Here is a 16,388-nt window from a genome sequence, read left to right as displayed (position 1 = left end):
CCTCGGTCACGAATTTTGCGGAGTCGATACCGGCGGGGTCTCTGTATCCGACGGAGTGGGAGTCGGCGTCTTCGTCGGAGTCGGTGTAGGGGTCGGCTTCGGGGTCGACTTCGTCGGAGTCGGCCGGTCCGGCTCGTCGGTCTGGCTCGCCTTGGTCGACGACTTCTTCGACGAGGTCGTCTCCTTCGGCGGCTCGGCCGATTCGGTCTCCGTCGGCGTCTCGGTCGTCTCCGGTGCCGACGACGTGGCCGACGGGGTCGGCTTCGTCGACGAGTTGCCGACCTGCGCCGGCGTCTCCGGGTTGTTCGGGCTGAACAGCCAGATACCGAGCGCCGCCAGCGCCACGACCACGACACCGCCGATGATCGCGGGCTTCTTCCAGGCGCCCGGTTTCTCGTCGTCCTCGTCCGCGGGGCTGGTCTGCGCCCGGGTGGGAGGAGGCGGCGGGGGAGGCTGGTGGTCGTAGTCGTCGTCGTAAGGATCGTCGTCGTAGTCGCCCGCGGGGATCGGCACCGCGCGCGTGGGCGTCGGACCGGGGTGGCCGCGCTCGGACAGCAGCGCCGTCTCGTCGTAGTTGTCGTACCCGTCGTAGTCGTCCTGTGGGTACGCCGACGTGGGCTGCTGGTAGTCGTCTTCGTCGTCGTAGTACGAACCCGCGGCGGCCTGCTCGTCGAGCAGCGAGCCGGAATGCCCGGCGGCTTCGCTGTCGAGGGCCTGCGTGACACCCGCGCCCGCGACACCGCCGGCGAGCGCGCCGCCGATCGGAGCGGCGAGGACGGTGTCGTCCGCGGGGCCGCCGAGCGGCGTCTCACCGCGTGCGACGGCGGCCAGGAGTTCTTCGCACTCTTCGGCGGTCGGGCGGTGCCGGATCTCCGGGTGCAGCAGCACGGCCAGGACGCTCGCGAGCGGGCCGGATTGCCGCGGCGGGATGATCTGCCCGGCCGCGACCGCGTGCAGCAGGCTCAGCGTGTTCTCGCTGAGGCCGAACGGCGGCTGGCCCTCGCAGGCCGCGTAGAGCGTCGAACCGAGCGAGAAGACGTCGGACTCCGGTCCCGGGTCGCCGCCGATGGCCACCTCGGGCGCCAGGTAGGCGGGGGTTCCGGCGATCATCCCGGTCTTCGTGACCGTGACGTCGTCCTTGGCCCGCGAGATGCCGAAGTCGGTGATCTTCACGGTGCCGTTGGGGGCCAGCAGGATGTTGCCGGGCTTGATGTCCCGGTGCACGATGCCGACCGCGTGCGCCTCGGTCAGCGCCGCCGCGACCTGCGCCCCGATCCGGGCCACCTCCATCGGCGGCAGTGTCCGCTGCTCCTGCAACTCCTGGGCGAGGCTGGTGGAGTTCAGGTACTCCATGATCAGGCAAGGCTGCCCGTTGTCGTCGGTGACGACGTCGAACACCGAGATAGCGTTCGGATGATGCAGCCGGGCGGCGATCCGCCCTTCACGCATCGTGCGCTGGCGCGCGTCCTCGGCGTCGTGAGCTTCCAGACCGGGCTGCAGCAGCAACTGCTTGATCGCCACCGTGCGGCCGAGTACCTCGTCGTGCGCTTGCCAGACGGCACCCATCGCGCCCGTGCCGATCCGCCCGGCGATGCGATATCGACCGGCGACCAGGCGACCCTCGTCGCTCACGCGACCTCCCTTTGGGCTCCGTCTTCACGCCGCGGAGTCGTCCGCGCACGCGGTGCGGCCTTCAGCACGCCACAGCCTTGGAGCGTATGCACATGTAGTGGTCTGTGTGCCGGCTTTTCCGAGACCGACTCGTGACAAGGCTAGGCGCTCACTCTGCGCACACACACGCGGCACACTCTGATCGCCCTGGGTGGAGGGCCGGTCAACGCGGTGTATTCGTCACATGTGCTGCGCGGAGACGAGCCGTGCGTCGGTGATCAGACCCGTGGTCTCGTCGGCGAATTCCAGCACCTGCGTGACCCGAAGCAGGCCGCCGTCGGGGTTCCGCATGGTCACCACGGCGAGGATCGTGCCGTCGGCCTGTTCCCGGATGTCCTGGATCTGGATGGAGTCCATGGAGCTCCACGCCTGGATCAGTTTGCCCGCTTCGGAACCGGCCAGCACCGGCGTGAGCAGCGACATCGCGCCGTAGGGATCGGCGTCGACGGTCTGGTAGAACTTCCGGACCGCGTCGATCTTGTCCTCGGTCGTGCTGACCGCGGCCGGTTTGGCCGACGGCTGCGCGCTGGTGCTGCTGGAGGCCGAACCCTGCCGCGAGATCGATCCCGAGCTGCCCGACGACGGCTGGGCCGTCGTGCTGGTGCCCGGCTGGGTGGGCGTCTCCCGCTTCTGCTCCGTCTCGGCGGCGTCCGGGACGGCGAGTCCGCCGAGCGCGGCGGCCCCGCTCATCAGCTCGGGTGCGGCGGCGGACGGCGTCTGGCTCTGTCGCTGGGCGCTCGCGAGTACGCCCGCGGTGACGACGGCACCGGCCACCAGGAGTCCGGCGGCGACCAGGCCGGCCAGCTTCGCGCGGCGGGAGCCGCGGCTCTCCGGCGCCTCCTCCTCGGGCTCGGGCTGCGCCGACGGCTCTTCGCGAACGCGGGCGGGGACGAACTTCTGCGGCTCGCGGAAGACCTGCTCGAGGTACTCACGGTCGACGCGGGTGTCGTTCAGGATCTCCGCCGGGATGACGTCCTCGACACGTACGGCATCTTGCTCACGCCGTATGCGCTGTCGATCAAGCACGAAATTCCTCGCTCTGTTCCGGGGCAGGCGTTAGACCGTTCGGCCCACGCCCCTGGTCCGCGCGGCCGTCTTCTGAACGGTGCGAACCCTGCAGTCGCCAGGTAACCCTGTCGAGACGGTCCTCGGCCAGATCCTGTCGCCGGAATGCCGTCGCGATACGACGAACGGCAGCTTATGTCACCCACCCGGACCAGGGACAACCGCTCGCCGCACCGCACGTGCAGAGGAACGGGACACCTGCACGTGCGTGGTACCTACATACCGTCGCTGACGATCTTGTCGTCGTCACCGAAGGTCAGCGTGCGCTGTTCCATCGTCTTGGTCCCGTCTTTGTGGGTGACCTCGACGGTGTTGACCGTGACGCCGCGGCGCTGGTCGATGCTGACCTTCTTGACCTCGAAATAGGCGACGTCGGCGTAGCGCTCCCGGAGGCTCTGTGCGCCTCCTTCGCGCAGCTCGCCCGAAGTCACCGAAGACGCTTCGTGCGGGTCTGTGGTGACGGTGTTGAGGAAGACTTCGGTGTTGTCGCCCATCGCCTGCGCGTCCGGCTGCGACGCGTACCAGGGGGCGGGGGTGGTGGTGCGGTCGGCGGGCATGATCGGCGGCTTCTGCGGCCGCTCGCTCGACGGCGGACCGGACTGCCCGGTCGTGGCCGGTCCACCGGAGTCCGGCGAGCCGCCGCTGCTGGTGTCGTCGCCGTCGGTGGACGTGCCGGTATTGGCGGAACTGCGGTCGTCCTGGGTGGCGGAGTCGCTCTCGGAACCGGACGGGTTGCCCGCGGCGCCGCCCTGCGGCTCGCTCGTCGGGTGGCCGGCGAGGCCTTCGTTGGTCATCGGGGTGCCGCCGCGGTAGCCGGGCCAGCCGCCCTGGCTCTGCTGCTCCGGGAGGGGCTTGCCGACCAGGAACGACCCGGCGAAGAGCAGGCCGACGACGACCAGCGCGGACGCGGCCGCGGCGAACCACGCGGCCTTGCGCCAGGTCTTGGGCGGGGTCACCGAGGCGGGCACGGACCCGAGATCGAAGGTGCTCAGGCCGTCCACCGGCGGGGCCAGGTAGACGCGGACGTCATCGTCACCGTTGTCCTCGGTGCGCGCGGTGTCCAGGACGTCGTAGGTCTCCACCGGTGCGGGGCGGCGGGGGGAAGGCGCGGTCAGCGTGATCTTCGTGCGCCGCGCGGCCTTCTCACGCCGTTCTTCGGCGGTGGCGGGCCGGGCGGGTTCGCCGAGCGGGACCTCGACGCGGGCCGGGCGTTCCACGGGTACCTCGCGAGCGGGCTGGGGGAGCGGCAGGCTGCCGCTCGATGGGGCGTAGCCGGGGCTCGGCGCCCTCCTGTTCCGCGGTGGCGGCAGAGGAAGGGAACCGGTGGAGGGCGGGGCGAACTCGCTGTGCGCGTGATGCCCGTGCCCGGTGGGGCGCTGCCGCCTCGGCGGCACGGGTGGGGTCCAGCTCTCGGTGCCGCCCGCCCGGTGGCGGCCCGCGTGCGAGGTGTCGTTCCGTGCGGTTCGTCCTTGGTGTTCCGCCCAGCCGTTCATGTTCCAGCGACCCCCTCGTGGGCCGCCCCTGACGGCGATGTGACACCGGTTAAGCCGAACGGAGCAGCGGTTTCACGGGATCCCTCGCGAGCAGACTCCCGGGCAATCTCGTGAGCAAATGCACGAGCATGCGACTGTGGGCGCGCGGGGCCGATGCCCCCGCGCGCCATACGGGCATCGCCCGACCCAGACGCAAGGGTCTTCACGGGATCCACAGTAAAAGCTCGACGCCCCGGAAGTCTTCACCCACTCTGCAAGTTGCAGATGTTTCACTCTGTCGGGCGCGGCCGAACGGGCCCCGGTGACGTTACGGAGTGCTATACGCGCAGGTTGGGGCGATCAGCCGCCGCTGCGGTACTTCTGCTGGGTCGACTGCAAGGCTTTCGTGGCCGTGATTCCGCTACCCGCTGCAAGCAAAATGGCGATGATGTCGAGCGGCGTTCCCCCACTCGTGAGCAGCCAGGCGAACAACGACGCCGCGGTGGTACCCGCCGCGATCGGCCAGCGCGTCTTGACGTACTGGGCGATGGGCGTACCGCCCGCGCGCTTACCCGCCGCATTGTTCAGCATGGCGAGGTAACCGAAATGGCCCAACGCGGCCAGGACACCGGCGATCGCGATCACGACGGCGATGAGGTTAATCATGTGTCCAGTCTGCCTGGTCCGGCGACGCGGTGGCTCGGGGAACACCCTGAGTTTCGCCTCACTGCACGCAATCGTGACGCGGAAGAGAGCAAGGGACCTTTGCTCTCGCCTCAGCGTCCGAGGCGGCCCCGGCCCAGGTTGAGCAGCGCCATCGCCAGCTGCCGTCCTTCCGGTCCGAGTTCGCGGTAGCGCGCCAGCACGTCCATCTCGCGGTTGTAGACGATCTTCGTGCCACCGGCGGCCATCCGGGCGGCGCCGATCGTCTTCGAAACCTCGACGCGGCGTTTGACCAGCCGCAGGATCTCCCCGTCGAGCCAGTCGATCTCCTGGCGGAGTTCACCGATCTCCTCGGCCGTGGCGGCGGGTTCTTCGGCGTCCTGCTTCTGCGTGGTGTTCATCGGGACCTCTCTTCGGTCAGGATTCCCAGTGGCCCCGGAACGGCGAAAGCCCCGGGTCCGTGGACTCCGGGGCTTCGGGTGATGGCGTTCGGCGCACTACGCGATCACGGGAGCCGGAGTCCGGATCCCGTAAAAAAATCGGAACGCGTGGTGCTGCACACCGATCATTATGCCACAGCGACGCCGTCACCCCGCCGGAAGCCGCGTCGCGCCCCGCGGATCCGCGCGTGCACGAGCACGCTCATGGCCAGCCAGAACATCGGCATCGCCGGCCAGAAGAACGGCACGTCCGAAACCGTCCAGCGGACGATCAGCAGCACCGAAAGCACGACGGCGACCGCGGCGTGGATCCGGACCGCCGGGTGCGCGAAGACGACCGGACGCCGTTTCGGCACGGGTTTCGGCAGATCGGAGGTGAGCGTGTCGAGTTCGTCCGTGTATTTGGTGGAATACACAGTGCCGAGGCGCTCTTCTACTTCTTCGAGAGTGAGACGGCCTTCGCCGCCGGCGGCCTGGATGAGCGAGGCGACCCGCTCCCGGTCGGCGTCGGCGGCCCTGAGCCGGGAGGGAATTCCGTTGGTGTCCATGGCATCCGATCCTCCGCCGCGAACACCGCCCGCGCGTCGGACGACAGGCGTCAACCTCCCCTACGCCCGGCGCTGTAGCGTGGACCGGCGATGAACACCCTCTTCGATCTCCCAGCAGACGGTCCCGCCAAGTCCCGGCACGCGGACCTGCTCGACGACCTGAACCCGGCGCAGCGCGAAGCCGTGACCCACGCGGGCTCGCCGCTGCTGGTCGTCGCGGGCGCGGGTTCCGGCAAGACGCGGGTGCTGACCCGCCGGATCGCGTACCTGCTGGCCGAACGGGACGTACATCCCGGCCAGATCATCGCGATCACGTTCACCAACAAGGCGGCCGCGGAGATGCGGGAGCGGGTCAGCGACCTCGTCGGCCGCCGCGCCAACGCCATGTGGGTGTCGACGTTCCACTCCATGTGCGTGCGGATCCTGCGCCGTGAGGCCAAAACGCTGGAGATGTCGTCGAGTTTCTCCATCTACGACTCGGACGACACGAAGCGGCTCATCACGCTCGTCGCCCGCGACCTCGACATCGACCCGAAGAAGTACGCGGCGCGCACGCTGGCCGTGCACATCTCGAACCTCAAGAACGAACTCGTCGACCCGGACACCGCGGTCTCGAACGCGGGCAACGACCTGGAGCGCCGCGTCGCCGAGGTCTACGTCGAGTACCAGCGGCGGCTGAACCAGGCCAACGCGTTCGACTTCGACGACCTGATCATGCGGACGGTCGAACTCCTGCAGACGTTCCCGGCCGTCGCCGAGTACTACCGGCGCCGGTTCCGGCACGTGCTGGTCGACGAGTACCAGGACACGAACCACGCGCAGTACACGCTGGTCCGTGAACTGGTCGGCACCGAGGCGAACGAGGCCGGGATCGAGCCCGCCGAACTGTGCGTCGTCGGTGACGCGGACCAGTCGATCTACGCGTTCCGCGGTGCGACCATCCGCAACATCGAGGAATTCGAGCGCGACTTCCCGAGCGCGCGGACCGTGCTGCTGGAACAGAACTACCGCTCCACGCAGACCATCCTCTCGGCGGCGAACGCGGTCATCGCGCGCAACCCCAACAGGCGCGCGAAGCGGCTGTGGACCGACTCCGGCGACGGCGAGAAGATCGTCGGCTACGTCGCGGACAACGAGCACGACGAAGCCGCGTTCGTCGCGGGCGAGATCGACGCGCTGGCGGACAAGGGCGAAGCGGACTACTCCGACGTCGCCGTCTTCTACCGCACCAACAACCAGTCGCGGGTCTTCGAAGAGATCTTCATCCGTCTCGGCCTGCCCTACAAGGTCGTCGGCGGCGTGCGGTTCTACGAGCGCCGCGAGGTCCGCGACATGCTCGCGTACCTGAGGGTGCTGGCGAACCCGGAGGACACGGTCAGCCTGCGTCGCGTCCTCAATGTCCCCAAACGCGGCATCGGCGACCGTGCCGAAGCGGTCATCGCGACCTACGCCGAACGCGAGCGGATCTCGTTCGCACAGGCGCTGCGCGGGGCCGTCAACGGCGAGGTGCCGTTGCTGAACCCGCGCTCCGCCAAGGCGATCACCGGTTTCGTCGAGTTGCTGGACGAGCTCGGCGAGGTCGTCGAGAGCGGCGCCGAGGTCGCCGACATCCTCGAAGCCGTCCTCGAACGCACGGGTTACCGCGCCGAACTCGAGGAATCGGACGACCCGCAGGACGCGTCGCGGGTGGAGAACCTGACGGAACTCGTCACCGTCGCGCGGGAGTTCACCGAATTCACCGCCGAGGTCGCCGGTCCCGACGGTGAATTGCCCGAAATCGAGACGGCTGAGCCCGGAGTTCCGGAACCGGGCTCCCTGCCCGCGTTCCTGGAGCGGGTCTCGCTGGTGGCGGACGCGGATTCGATCCCGGCGGCCGACGGTGGCGAAGACGGCGAAGGGCACGACGCGGGCGTGGTCACGCTGATGACCGTGCACACCGCGAAGGGCCTCGAATACCCCGTTGTCTTCTGCACCGGCTGGGAGGACGGCATCTTCCCGCATATGCGTGCGCTCGGAGACCCGACCGAACTGGCCGAAGAACGGCGTCTCGCCTACGTCGCGATCACGCGGGCCAGGAAGCGGCTGTACGTCTCCCGGTCGATGGTGCGCTCCGCTTGGGGCCAGCCGCAGATGAACCCGGCGTCACGGTTCCTCGACGAGCTTCCCGCCGAACTGACCGATTGGCGCAGGCTCGCGCCTCCGTCGTCCTCCGGTGGCTTCGGTCGTTCGGGCGGATCGCCGCGAGCGGCGACGACCTGGGGCGGCCGTACCGCTTCCTCTTCGTCGTCGAGTTCGTCCGGCACGAGCCCGTTCGGCAAGGGCTGGAAGGACACCGTCGCGCTCAAGCTCGACGTCGGCGACAGGGTGAGCCACGACAAGTACGGGCTCGGGACCGTCGTCGCCTGCGACGGTGCCGGCCCGAGGGCCACCGCGACGATCGACTTCGGCGCCGCCGGCAAGGTCCGGCTGATGCTCATCGGCAGCGTGCCGATGGTCAAACTGTAGCCCTGACCTGCGGTTCCGCCCGCGCGAGCGAAACCTGTCGGACCCTTCCCGTATACCTGTCCCATCGAACACGAGTTCGAGGCGCTGGGGTACTCTGGATGAGCCGGAGTACTCCACTCAGGGGGAGGGGCGCACCGGTGTGGACGGGATCTTGTTTGGGGTTCTCGCGAGTGGGGTACTCGATTACCTGCGGGGTGTTCAAGAAGGGGCGGGACCGGATCGGGGTCCGGAACCGCCGGAAGTGCTCAGGCTGGTCGCGGCCTGGCGCGCGTTACTGCGGATGCACGAACCGGACGGGGCCGGACGGTGTGTCGTATGCGGGCACGCGCGGCGATGGCTGTTCGGGCCGCGGCCAGCCGGGTGCGGAATTCTCTCCCGGAGATCTCTCGCCGCACGGCTGCCGATCACACGGCGCCCAGCGGGCCTCTGCACGGTCTGGCAGGTCGCGGTGGCGTACTTCATCAGGCGACTGCCCGACGGCGTCCCCTGAGGCTCGTGAGGCCGCTGAAGGCCTGAATCACCCGATGCGGTCAGAGTTCACGCACCCACGGTTTAGAGGCCTGCTCGGCGTGGAAACGCCAAGTATGGACTCCTGCCGGATGGACCTGCGACGCGTCACTGTCCCCGGAAGGGGCGGCGCGGAGGTTCCGAACGCAGAGGTTTTGAACGCGGGGTTTTTGAATGTAGGGGTCTTGAATGCAGAGGTCCTGAAGGCGCGCGAAGGTGTGGATACCCGGCGCGCCACCGCCTCGGGCGGATTCCTCGATGTTGCCGGTGAAACAGGGGGGAGAGGGGCTCGATCAGCCGACGCTCACGCCACGGGCGGCGAGCCACGGGCGCGGGTCGATCTTCTTCGAACCGTTCTGCCACACCTCGAAGTGCAGGTGCGGGCCGGTGCTCTGGCCACGGTTGCCGACCTCGGCGATCTCTTCGCCGCACTTGACCTTCTGGCCTTCGCGGACGGAGAACGAGTTCATGTGGCCGTAGACGTGCACCGTGCCGTCGGCGAGCTGGACCTTGACCCAGAGGCCGAAACCGCTGGCCGGGCCGGCTTCGATGACCGTGCCGTCGGAGGCCGCGACGATCGGGGTGCCGATCGGGGCCGCGAGGTCGATGCCGAGGTGGCTCGTACCCCACCGGGCGCCGAAGCCCGAGGTGAAGGTGCCCTTGGTGGGCATGCAGGTCTTGGGCCGCTTGGCCTCTTCTTCGGCCTTGCGGGCCGCTTCAGCCTCACGCTTCACGCGGGCCTGGGTGACGCTGTTGTTGTCCGAGAGCTTCTGGGCCTCGGCGGAGGCGTTCGTCGACTGGCTGGTCGGCAGGAGCTCGGGCGCGCCACCGGCGGCTCCGCCACCGAGGGCGAACGAGGCGCTCGCGTCCTGGGCGCTGGCCAGCGGGGTGACGGCGGCGTCGGAGGATTCCGAAACGGACTTCAGGGTCTGCCCGGCAGCGGCGGCCGCGAAGGCGCCGGCAGCGACGGCTGCGACCACGACACGGCCACGAAGGGCCGAGGACGGGGGCGACAGGCGGTGCGAACCCCGGACGCGGACGACCGCACCATCCAGTGCGTTCTCGAGCGCCGGGGAAGGAGCTTGGCCGCCGGGGGAGCGGTGTGAAGCCAAGACGGGGCCTTCCGTGTTCGGGGAGTCGGATCAAGAGCCCGGGCGGGGGAACCCGGTGAACGACCTCGGGGGTGGTTCGTTCGGTGCTCTCATTCGTGATCTGACTGTAATGGGGACCCGGGAACAGTAACGAAGCGGTACCCCGATCAGCAAGATATGACCGCCTCCTCGGCCGATCGGGCGATGGCGATCTGGCCGTTATCCAGTGAATATCACCCAAAGTTAGATCAGGTTTACTCGTAACCTTGTGATTTGCGTTACAAGATCATGCGGCCGTTCGGGGGTACCGGAGCGCCCGGAAGGGGGCGAACGAGCGAAATAACCGGTTGCCCGGTGACGTTGAAGGGGGCTTAGCCACTTTCGGCGCCCGACGAGGTCCGGCCACGGCTCGGGTCCTTGCTCGGACTTGGCTGTCGCGGCCCCTGCTGCCGGGCCCGCGCTGGTCCGGCTTGCTAGCGTCGCCGTCGATGACTTCGCGCTCACGGCACCCCGGCGAGGACTCCGCAGCTTCTTCAGCACTCGCGGAATCCGCCGGACAGGCCGCTCCCGGGACAGTGCCCGCAAAGTCCGCAGAGCTTCTCCCGAACGAACCGGGCTCCCGTCCACGAGCGCTCCTGCTGTCGGCGGGGCTGGCCTCGGCCGGTGCCGTCGCGCTGGCCGCCGGTGCGGTGCTGCCCGTCGTCCGAGGTGGTTCGCCCGGCTTCACGGCCTGGCCGTTGCTGGTCGTACTGGCGCTGGCGCCCGCGGTCGTCGTCCTCTACGCGATGGCCGTCCGGCGGCCGGGGCTCGCGGCCGGGCTGGTGCTCGGGCTGACCGCGCTCGCCCCCGGGCGCCTGCTGCTGGACCTGCAGTTGCTCGCCGACGGCTCCTTGGCCGCGCGTCCGGAACTGTTCCTCCCCGATCGCCTGCTCGCGCTGCCCCCGGCCGGGCCCGGGCTGTGGCTGCTGGTGGCGGGCCATCTGCTCACGCTCGCCGCCGGGGTGTTCGCCGCGGGGACCGCCCGCGACGAGGCGGAACTGGCGGGCGAACTCGACGGCCGACGTTGGCGGCTGCTCGCGCCCGTGTTCGGCGTGGTGGGCGGGATCGGGTTGCTGCTTGCGCCGCTCGGTTCGGGCAACGCCTATCTCCTGGCGAAGAACGCCTTCGAAGGGCCGACGGTCGCGATGGCCGGGTATCTGCTGCTGGCGGCCTTGTTCCCGCTGACCGTGCTGGTGGCGGTGAGTTCGCCTTCGGCCGGGGTCGGCAAGGGCGGGTTCACCGGCGCGGCCCTGGCGGCGCTCGCGGTCGGCGTGCCGCCGCTGGTGGCGGGGCTGGTCGTGGACCGGCTTTCGGTCGCGCCGGGTTCGGTGGTGGTGACCGTCGCGGGCCTGGTGCTGCTCGGGCTGGTCTTCACCCGGTTCGACGTCGTGGATGCGGGGGAAGAGGTCACCGGTGATCGTGCCGGAGAGGCCGAACTGCCCGGACTGTTCTGGTGGCGGCTGGCCACGGGTGGGCTGGCACTGCTCGCCGCTGCCGCCGCCGCGGCGGGCGCGCTGGCCCCGGTACTGAAGGCCAACGGCGAGACGCCCGTGCCCGAGACCCCGGCGCGCTGGTCGCTGCTCGGTGCCGCGGTCGTGCTCGCCGTACCCGCGCTGTTCGTCTTCGTGCCCCGGCTCTCGGCCTTCGCCCGGGGAGTCGTCGCGGCGACGTGGGCCGGTGTCGTGCTCGCGGGCGCGGCCGTGCTGAGCGCGGCCCTGTCCGTGACCGAGGACAAGGCCGTCGACCCGGCGTTGTTCGGCGTCGACCTCCCGTTGCCGTTGCCGGACAAGGTCGGTTACTCGGTGGGGCCGGGCGTGACGTGGACCTTCATCGCGCTCGCGCTGGCGGCCGTGGCCGCGCTCGCCGCCGTGGTCACCGGGGTCGTGGAACGCGACGCCGACGATTCCGACGCCGGGATGGACGGTGCGCGGGCGAACGGGAACGTGCTCACCCCGCTCGTCGCCGCGGCGGTGCTGGCGATCGCCGCGTTCGGTACGCCGGTGTTCACCGCGCCCGGCTACACCGCCCCCGGTCTCTGGTCGGACTTCGGCGCGGCTTCGTGGGGTCTGCTCGGCGCACTCGCGGTCGTGCTCGGCCTGTACGCGCTCGTCGTGCGTTCGCGTCCGGTGGCCGCCGCTTCCGCACTGGCCGGTGCGGCGCTGGTGCTCGGCCTGCGCGCGGCGGAGCTGCCGCTCGTCGGTTCGGAGTACGAAGGCTCGTCGGCGGGGATCGGGTTCTGGCTCGCGCTGGGCGCGGCCGTCGTCTCCCTCGTGGCGGCCGGGATGGCCGTCGCGGGTTCGCGGCGGCCCGAATGACGCGGCGTCTTCTTCGCGTGGTGCTGGCGGAGTTCGGAGCCGCCGACGGTTCGGCGATCGTGCTCGGCAGGCTGCTGCGCGACGACGGCGTCGAAGTGGTCTACGCCGGGCGGCTCGACACCGCCGAGCAACTGGTCCGGACGGTCGAACAGGAGGATCCGGACATCCTCGGTGTCGTCCTCGAATCCGGCGCCGCGCCGGAAGGGCTCGCCGAGGAGCTCCCGGACGTCCACCTCTTCGCGGTCGGTGACGACGCCGGCCTGTTCGAGAACGCCTTCGAAACCGTGGAAAAGGCGGCGAACTGGGTCTCCGGTGTGCGGTCTCACACCGTGGAAACACCGTCTGACCGCGTACGGTGACCGACTTCACCAGGTGCGGAGTCCCCTGCTTCTGCGCAGGTCGCTAACCTCGACTGGTCCGACAGCGCGGTCCGGCAACGGACCACCACAGTGGCGTGTCGTCAGGAGACTGGAGTAGTGGACCTCTACGAATACCAGGCGAGGGATCTCTTCGCCGGCCACGGAGTACCGGTTCTGCCGGGTGCCGTGGCAAACACCCCCGAAGAAGCCAAGGCCACCGCCGAGAAGATCGGCAACCAGGTCGTCATCAAGGCCCAGGTGAAGACCGGCGGCCGCGGAAAGGCCGGTGGCGTCAAGCTGGCCCAGACGCCGGACGAGGCCGCGGAAAAGGCCGAGGCGATCCTCGGTCTCGACATCAAGGGCCACATCACGCGTCGCGTGCTCGTGGCCGAAGCCTCGGACATCGCCGAGGAGTACTACTTCTCCTTCCTGCTGGACCGTGCGAACCGCACCTTCCTCGCGATGGCTTCGGCCGAAGGTGGCGTGGAGATCGAGCAGCTGGCCGTCGAGCGTCCCGAAGCGCTCGCGAAGATCCCGGTCGACGCGATCATCGGTGTCGACAAGGCGAAGGCCGTCGAGATCCTGACCGCGGGCAAGTTCCCCGAGAAGGTCATCGACGAAGCCGCCGACGTCGTCGTGAAGCTCTGGGAGACCTTCGTCTCCGAGGACGCGACGCTGGTCGAGGTCAACCCGCTGGTCCGTGACCCGCAGGACAAGATCATCGCCCTCGACGGCAAGGTCACCCTCGACGAGAACGCCGGGTTCCGTCAGCCGGGCCACGAGGCCCTGGTCGACAAGGACGCGGAGAACCCGCTCGAGGCGAAGGCCAAGGCCAAGGACCTCAACTACGTCAAGCTCGACGGCGAGGTCGGCATCATCGGCAACGGCGCGGGCCTCGTGATGTCCACTTTGGACGTCGTGGCGTACGCGGGTGAGAAGCACGGCGGCGTCAAGCCCGCCAACTTCCTCGACATCGGCGGCGGCGCTTCGGCCGAGGTCATGGCGGCCGGTCTGGACGTCATCCTCAACGACACCGACGTGAAGAGCGTGTTCGTCAACGTCTTCGGCGGCATCACCGCTTGCGACGCGGTCGCGAACGGCATCGTCGAGGCGCTGAAGATCCTGGGCGACGAGGCCACCAAGCCGCTCGTCGTGCGGCTCGACGGCAACAACGTCGTCGAGGGCCGGCAGATCCTGGCCGACGCGAACCACCCGCTCGTGACCGTGGTGGACACAATGGACAACGCGGCCGACAAGGCCGCTGAGCTCGCCGCGGCAGGTGCGTGAGATGTCGATCTTCATCAACGAGAACAGCAAGATCATCGTCCAGGGGCTCACCGGCTCCGAGGGCATGAAGCACGCCACCAAGATGCTGAAGTCCGGCACGAACATCGTGGGCGGCGTCAACGCCCGCAAGGCCGGCCAGACGGTCACCATCGAGGGCAAGGACCTCACCGTGTTCGGCACGGTCGAGGAGGCCATCAAGGAGACCGGCGCCGACGTGTCGGTCATCTTCGTGCCGCCGAAGTTCGCCAAGGACGCGGTCATCGAGGCGATCGACGCCGAGATCCCGCTCGCCGTGGTCATCACCGAGGGCATCCCGGTGCACGACTCGGCCTACTTCTGGGCGCACGCGGTCGCGAAGGGCAACAAGACCCGCATCATCGGGCCGAACTGCCCCGGCGTGATCAGCCCCGGCAAGTCGAACGCCGGCATCATCCCGGCCGACATCACCGGCGCCGGCCCGATCGGCCTCGTGTCGAAGTCCGGCACGCTGACCTATCAGATGATGTACGAACTGCGGGACATCGGTTTCTCGACCGGTGTCGGCATCGGTGGCGACCCGATCATCGGGACCACGCACATCGACGCCCTCGAGGCCTTCGAGAAGGACCCCGAGACCAAGGTCATCGTGATGATCGGTGAGATCGGTGGCGACGCCGAAGAGCGCGCCGCGGCGTACATCAAGGAGAACGTGACGAAGCCGGTCGTCGGTTACGTCGCGGGCTTCACCGCGCCCGAGGGCAAGACCATGGGCCACGCCGGCGCCATCGTCTCCGGCTCCTCCGGCACGGCCGCCGCCAAGAAGGAGGCCCTCGAGGCCGCCGGCGTCAAGGTCGGGAAGACCCCGAGCGAGACCGCCGTCCTGGCGCGCGAGCTGTACAACAGCCTCTGATCTTCGGAGACTGAGCTTTCCCCGGCGGGCCGGGCACTTCACGGTGCCCGGCCCGCCTGCTTTTCCCGCTTCGGATCGCGTTCAGCCCGCTGAACGCGATCCCGATGCGTCGCCTTGAGCGGGCTGATCGCGATCTGGGCGCCGGTGAGGGGTATCGCACGGAACCCGATCGGGTGTACAGACGTCTCAGAGCCCGAGGCGTGGGGTGACCGCGTGTGCGCTAGCGTTCGAGCATCACAGCCGCCTCGTTTTGTCCCGGGAGTCCCGCGTGCCCCGGGGTGCCGGTCCAACGACAGGAGAGCATTCGGATGTCCTATCCCAGCGGTGGGCCCGGCTACCCCCAGCAGGGTGGCGGCCAGCAACACCCCAACCCCGGCTCGGGAGCCTTTCCGCAGCAGCAGGCGCCGTCACAGGCGGCCCCGCTGAACCTGGCGTTGCTGCTCGCGCTCGCCGTCACCGTCCTCGGCCTGGTGCAGTTCTTCATCGGTTTCTCCGATGAAGCCGACGCCGCCAAGGAGGTCTCGGTCTTCCTCCTGGTCAGTGGTCTGCTCGCCGCTCTACACGCGGTGCCGCGCGGCCCGAAGACGCTTCCGTTCGCCGCGCTGTTCAGCGTCCTCGGCGCGTTCGGCGCGCTCGACCTGATCGTCGGCTACCCGACCGTCGACGGCGGGGAGGGGCGCCCGGAGGTCTCGCTTCCCGGCATCCTCACCGTGGTCCTGATCCTCGGCATCCTGCAGATGCTGGTCGCGGTCGCCGCGCTGCTGCTCGAGCACGAGGTCATCAAGCTGCCGGCCGCGAAGCCGCAGCAGCAGGCACCGCAGGCCCCGTACAGCCAGCAGTTCCCGCAGCAGGGCCCGCAGGGTCCGTTCGGCCAGGGCGGTCCGCAGGGGCCGGCCGCCACGCAGGTCCAGCCGTTCCCCGGCGCGGGCCAGCAGGGACAGCCGGGCCAGCAGCAGGGTGAGCCGTCCGGTCCGTTCGCGCAGCCGGGCGGGTTCCAGCCGCCGGTCACGCAGCCGCCGGGTCAGCAGGCCACGACGTACGCGCCGCAGCAGGGCCAGTTCTTCCAGCAGCCGCCGTCCTCGGAGTCGGGCCAGAACCCCGGCACGCCACCGGGCGGGTTCGACCGGCAAAGCTGACCTTTTCGACAAAAGAAGCACCCGCTGTGACTCTCCGTGTCACGGCGGGTGTTTTTCTTGGTGAGGTGACCCGACCGGGTGGGTTGGGCCACGTGCGGCATCCGGCGGCGGCGTGCCTCACCCGGACGGTCCAGTCCGGATGTCATGGTGCGAACCATGAAGCTGCTCACCCGCGACGAACGCCCGCCGGGCGACGAGCCGGTGAGCGACCTCGTCCCCGAGCCGGAGGTGTCCAAGGCGAAGCGGGTCCGGGTGTTGCTCGCCGCCGCGTGCGCACCCCTGCTCTTCTCCTACACCGCCGTCGCGACCGTTCTCGCGGTGGTCGCGTTCGCCGCCGACCGGACCCGGTTCTCCGCCACCGGCGCCCTGCTCGCCGCGGGGCCGGGCTGGCTCGCCGCGTG

Annotated in this window: 13 protein-coding genes and 1 pseudogene; 7 read left to right on the top strand and 7 right to left on the bottom strand. The window is 69.5% G+C overall.

All coding sequences use genetic code 11. The features are described from left to right. Positions 1-6 precede the first annotated feature (6 nt). The 6 genes from H5J31_RS29735 to H5J31_RS29710 all read right to left on the bottom strand — a co-directional run bounded on the left by H5J31_RS29735 (position 7) and on the right by H5J31_RS29710 (position 5,859). A complete protein-coding gene (locus H5J31_RS29735) occupies positions 7-1,632 on the bottom strand; it encodes a serine/threonine-protein kinase (protein WP_181775974.1) in 1,626 nt (541 codons plus the stop codon). A 219-nt stretch (positions 1,633-1,851) separates the two neighbouring features. Beyond that, positions 1,852-2,697: a hypothetical protein gene (locus tag H5J31_RS29730; protein WP_181775973.1), complete on the bottom strand. Its 846-nt coding sequence runs from the start codon at positions 2,695-2,697 to the stop codon at positions 1,852-1,854. Positions 2,698-2,951: 254 nt separating this feature from the next. Next, positions 2,952-4,229 (bottom strand): hypothetical protein, encoded by a 1,278-nt coding sequence (locus H5J31_RS29725; protein ID WP_236005462.1) that lies wholly within the window; start codon positions 4,227-4,229, stop codon positions 2,952-2,954. Between the two features lie 339 nt (positions 4,230-4,568). Continuing rightward, positions 4,569-4,874 (bottom strand): hypothetical protein, encoded by a 306-nt coding sequence (locus H5J31_RS29720; RefSeq protein WP_181775972.1) that lies wholly within the window; start codon positions 4,872-4,874, stop codon positions 4,569-4,571. A 110-nt stretch (positions 4,875-4,984) separates the two neighbouring features. After that, the gene (locus H5J31_RS29715; protein ID WP_181775971.1) at positions 4,985-5,272 is read right to left on the bottom strand and encodes a chorismate mutase; all 288 of its coding nucleotides are present in this window, start codon (positions 5,270-5,272) and stop codon (positions 4,985-4,987) included. A 167-nt stretch (positions 5,273-5,439) separates the two neighbouring features. Beyond that, on the bottom strand, positions 5,440-5,859 hold the full coding sequence (locus tag H5J31_RS29710; protein ID WP_181775970.1) for a DUF1707 SHOCT-like domain-containing protein: 420 nt from the start codon (positions 5,857-5,859) through the stop codon (positions 5,440-5,442). 90 nt (positions 5,860-5,949) lie between these two features. On the opposite strand from H5J31_RS29710, the gene pcrA reads away from it, so the two are divergent. Next, positions 5,950-8,364 (top strand): DNA helicase PcrA, encoded by a 2,415-nt coding sequence (pcrA, locus tag H5J31_RS29705; protein ID WP_181775969.1) that lies wholly within the window; start codon positions 5,950-5,952, stop codon positions 8,362-8,364. Between the two features lie 800 nt (positions 8,365-9,164). Here the strand turns inward: pcrA and H5J31_RS29700 are convergent. Then, complete coding sequence (locus H5J31_RS29700) at positions 9,165-9,851, bottom strand: M23 family metallopeptidase (protein WP_181775968.1); 687 nt, start codon at positions 9,849-9,851, stop codon at positions 9,165-9,167. Positions 9,852-10,450: 599 nt separating this feature from the next. On the opposite strand from H5J31_RS29700, the gene H5J31_RS29695 reads away from it, so the two are divergent. The 6 genes and pseudogenes from H5J31_RS29695 to H5J31_RS29670 all read left to right on the top strand — a co-directional run. Beyond that, positions 10,451-12,316, top strand: coding sequence for a hypothetical protein (locus H5J31_RS29695; protein ID WP_181775967.1), 1,866 nt, complete (start codon positions 10,451-10,453; stop codon positions 12,314-12,316). Further along, entirely contained in the window at positions 12,313-12,675 is a 363-nt protein-coding gene (locus H5J31_RS29690) for a hypothetical protein (protein ID WP_181775966.1), read from the top strand. Before H5J31_RS29695 ends, H5J31_RS29690 begins: the two co-directional genes overlap by 4 nt. A gap of 117 nt (positions 12,676-12,792) precedes the next feature. Beyond that, positions 12,793-13,962, top strand: a complete 1,170-nt coding sequence (gene sucC / locus H5J31_RS29685; RefSeq protein ID WP_181775965.1) for an ADP-forming succinate--CoA ligase subunit beta — start codon at positions 12,793-12,795, stop codon at positions 13,960-13,962. A gap of 1 nt (position 13,963) precedes the next feature. Continuing rightward, positions 13,964-14,851, top strand: a complete 888-nt coding sequence (gene sucD / locus H5J31_RS29680; RefSeq protein ID WP_181775964.1) for a succinate--CoA ligase subunit alpha — start codon at positions 13,964-13,966, stop codon at positions 14,849-14,851. Between the two features lie 308 nt (positions 14,852-15,159). After that, positions 15,160-15,987, top strand: coding sequence for a DUF5336 domain-containing protein (locus H5J31_RS29675; protein WP_181775963.1), 828 nt, complete (start codon positions 15,160-15,162; stop codon positions 15,985-15,987). Positions 15,988-16,131: 144 nt separating this feature from the next. After that, a pseudogene (locus H5J31_RS29670) lies at positions 16,132-16,388 on the top strand (DUF6350 family protein); the annotation flags it as partial.

Source organism: Amycolatopsis pittospori, from assembly GCF_013870525.1.
GTDB lineage: Bacteria > Actinomycetota > Actinomycetes > Mycobacteriales > Pseudonocardiaceae > Amycolatopsis > Amycolatopsis pittospori.
The sequence above is the reverse complement of the archived record's forward strand: the minus strand, read 5'-3'. Positions and strand labels throughout refer to the sequence as shown.